The following is a 2,399-nucleotide window of genomic DNA, read 5'->3' on the forward strand; positions in this document are numbered from 1 at the left end:
ACTATCTTTTTGGTAACTTCTGGTTAACTTAATGGCATTGCTCAATTTGAGGGACGTTTTAGCAGACTAAACATTTGTTACAAATCATAATGTGTCCTGGATTGAGCAATCACAATTTGGCTATCCTCAGCCTTATATACAATACCGTTCGCCTCATCAATCCTCCTGCTCCACCAGCCCTGATAGCTGCTCTTTAACGGCTCCGGTTTGCCGATACCTTCAAAGGGATTGCGCTGAATATCCTTGATGAGCGTATTGATCCGCCGCAGGGTTTTCTTATCCTGGGTCTGCCAATAGAGGTAATCTTCCCATCCCTCGGGGAGGAACAGTAAATCAAGCATCTTCTGCGATCCTCTCCAGCTCTTCTATGGACTCTTTAACGGGTTCCGGTTTGCCTGATTCGTAGTTCTCAATGGTCCGTTTCAATCTGGATTGATTGGCGGCAGAATAGAACGGGTCGATGCTCAAATCCAGGGGCAGCCGCTGTTCCCGGACAATCGTTTTTGCGAACATGGTCATCGCTGTGGTCATGTTTAAGCCGAGCTGTTCTAAAATTGCCTCTGTCTGGCGTTTCAGCGTGTCATCCATACGAAAAGATACATTTGCCATAACAGCACCTCCATGATAAATGATTGTGCTTCATTATATGCAAATTGTCAATACAATGCGTTGCGCAGATAAATTTAGATGAGAAATATGCCGTATAAAAAATATCCCTCAAGAGGGCATTTCCATGGATACGCCCGTCTTGCGTGCGCAGATACTGGAGGACTTCTCCCTCCGCCGGGGAGAGGCATCGCTCACCGGCGGACGCTCCCGCAAACTCTTTTTGCTGCTGGCCTTCCTAATCTGTGAGCGGGCCCGGCCTGTACCCTGACGGGAACTGACGGACCTGCTCTGGGCAGGCCAGACCGCCGGGTCCCTCAACGCGCAGAAGGCACTGCGCCGCCAGGACGGCGGCCCGGAGCGGCCGGCCGGTCCACGTGGCCCTGCTCACCGCCGCGGCGCCGGAGGATGCCTCTCTGGCCCGCCACAGCCTGGACCGGGCTATGGACCATCTGGAGGAGGTCCTTCGGGCAGGTCTGCAACGGGGCGATGCCGCCGCCCGCTGCGGCGCAGGTCAGTTCGTCCTCCTGCTGCCCCAGGCAGACTACGAGGGGAGGCGGACCGCCTGCACCCGGCTGATCCGCTCTTTTACCCACCGCTGTCCCCACGCCCCGTCCGTGCCGCTTTCTTCGTCCAGCCCCTGCCGCCCAACCGCTGAAACCGGACCGGCCACTCCGCTCCCTTGACAACGATCTTCCCAAATGCTACCATATCTGTGAAACGCCTCCCCTCTCTGGTAGGAGGCAAACGCTGAAAAGGAGGAAAACTATGGAGAAAACCGACCAGCGCTATCACCATTTTATACAGATCCTGCGGGAGGAGCTGGTACCCGCCATGGGCTGCACCGAGCCCATTGCCATCGCCTACGCCGCCGCCAAGGCCCGGGAGGTTTTGGGCCGCCTGCCGGAGCGCATTTTGGTGGAGGCCAGCGGCAATATCATCAAGAATGTTAAAAGCGTAGTGGTACCCAACACCGGCGGCCTCAAGGGCATCGAGGCCTCTGCCGCCGCGGGCGCGGTGGCCGGGGACGCCGGAAAGATCCTGGAGGTCATCTCCCAGGTGACCGACGCCCAAAAGAAGGAGATCAAGTCCTATCTCGCCGGTCATGAAGTCCGGGTGGCCCCTGCCCCGGGGGACGTGGTCTTTGATATCATCGTCACCCTTGTTGCCGGAGCGGACACCGTCCGCCTGCGCATTGCGGACTACCACACCAACATCGTCCTGATCGAGAAAAACGGCGAGATCCTGCTGGAGAGCGGCAACGTGGTCTCCGACAGCGCCAGCGGCCTGACGGACCGCAGCTGCATGTCCGTGGAGGCCATTGTGGACTTTGTGAACACCTGCGACATCGAGGATGTGCAGGACATCGTTCAGCGGCAGATCGACTACAACTACGCCATTGCCCAGGAGGGCATGGCCCACGACTGGGGCGCCAACATCGGCAAGGTGCTGCGCCAGCACTACGGGGACGACATCAAGATTCGCGCCCGGGCCATGGCCGCCGCCGGGTCCGACGCCCGCATGAGCGGCTGCGAGATGCCGGTCATCATCGTCTCCGGCAGCGGCAACCAGGGCATCACCGCCTCGGTGCCCGTCATTGAGTACGCCAAGGAACTGCAGGTGAGCCACGAGGCCATGCTCCGGGCCGTCACTCTCAGCGACCTGCTGACCATTCACATGAAGACCGGCATCGGCCGCCTCAGCGCTTACTGCGGAGCCGTCAGCGCCGGGTGCGGCGCCGGCGCGGCCATCGCCTATCTCAACGGCGGCGGCTTTACCGAGATCGCCCACAC

Annotated in this window: 5 protein-coding genes; 3 read left to right on the forward strand and 2 right to left on the reverse strand. The window is 59.1% G+C overall.

Features of this window, described 5'->3' with window-relative positions; genetic code table 11:
- Window positions 1–77: 77 nt before the first annotated feature.
- Together QZ326_RS12845 and QZ326_RS12850 are read right to left on the reverse strand one after the other, a co-directional pair.
- Entirely contained in the window at window positions 78–341 is a 264-nt protein-coding gene (locus tag QZ326_RS12845; protein ID WP_295745956.1) for a Txe/YoeB family addiction module toxin, read from the reverse strand.
- On the reverse strand, window positions 334–609 hold the full coding sequence (locus QZ326_RS12850) for a type II toxin-antitoxin system RelB/DinJ family antitoxin (RefSeq protein WP_295745959.1): 276 nt from the start codon (window positions 607–609) through the stop codon (window positions 334–336). The genes QZ326_RS12845 and QZ326_RS12850 overlap by 8 nt, the downstream gene beginning before the upstream one ends.
- Before the next feature lie 124 nt (window positions 610–733).
- On the opposite strand from QZ326_RS12850, the gene QZ326_RS12855 reads away from it, so the two are divergent.
- From QZ326_RS12855 to QZ326_RS12865, 3 genes are all read left to right on the forward strand, one after another.
- Window positions 734–877, forward strand: a complete 144-nt coding sequence (locus QZ326_RS12855; RefSeq protein WP_295745963.1) for a hypothetical protein — start codon at window positions 734–736, stop codon at window positions 875–877.
- A 106-nt stretch (window positions 878–983) separates the two neighbouring features.
- Complete coding sequence (locus QZ326_RS12860; protein WP_295745965.1) at window positions 984–1,292, forward strand: hypothetical protein; 309 nt, start codon at window positions 984–986, stop codon at window positions 1,290–1,292.
- Window positions 1,293–1,374: 82 nt separating this feature from the next.
- On the forward strand, window positions 1,375–2,399 hold a 1,025-nt coding region (locus QZ326_RS12865; RefSeq protein WP_295745967.1), incomplete at its 3' end, for a serine dehydratase subunit alpha family protein.

Origin of the sequence: uncultured Oscillibacter sp. (genome assembly GCF_910587525.1) — a bacterium.
Lineage (GTDB): Bacteria > Bacillota > Clostridia > Oscillospirales > Oscillospiraceae > Oscillibacter.

Bases quoted from the DNA above. Each gene is read 5' to 3' on its own strand.
- QZ326_RS12855 (WP_295745963.1), top strand. From the start codon at position 734: ATGGATACGCCCGTCTTGCGTGCGCAGATACTGGAGGACTTCTCCCTC.
- QZ326_RS12845 (WP_295745956.1), bottom strand. From the start codon at position 341: ATGCTTGATTTACTGTTCCTCCCCGAGGGATGGGAAGATTACCTCTAT.
- QZ326_RS12850 (WP_295745959.1), bottom strand. From the start codon at position 609: ATGGCAAATGTATCTTTTCGTATGGATGACACGCTGAAACGCCAGACA.